1 protein-coding gene is annotated in these 429 nt (G+C 40.8%); it reads right to left on the reverse strand.

Annotation, left to right across the window (positions count from 1 at the left end):
* Positions 1–225: 225 nt before the first annotated feature.
* On the reverse strand, positions 226–429 hold a 204-nt coding region (locus AB4238_RS21555; RefSeq protein WP_372035590.1), incomplete at its 5' end, for a hypothetical protein.

Here is a 429-nt window from a genome sequence, read left to right on the forward strand (position 1 = left end):
TCTGAACTGGTCAAATACTTAGTGCAATTGGTATTATTATTCCTCCTATCTTATTATTTATATTCGTCTTTTTGTGTTAATTCGTCTGAGAAAGAGCCCTTTGTCGCAGTGATTTTGCCTGAGGAAAGTCGATTTTAGGTGACATCTATTTTGAAAACGCCGGTACTAGCATAATTAGAAATTAGTTCTATTCTTAAAGTTAATTGGAGATGACCTATCGGAGAATTATATGAAAATAGCACTAACACTTTCAGCTGCTCTATTTTTAGTTGCGTGTAATGATGATTTTAAACAAGTCACACCACCTACAACTACAACCACTACACCACCTACAACAACTACACCACCTACAACCACTACACCACCTACACCACCTACAACAACTACGCCGCCTACGCCGCCTACGCCGCCTACGCCGCCTACGCCGCC

It is taken from the genome of Shewanella sp. 10N.286.45.A1, from assembly GCF_041470405.1.
Lineage (GTDB): Bacteria > Pseudomonadota > Gammaproteobacteria > Enterobacterales > Shewanellaceae > Shewanella.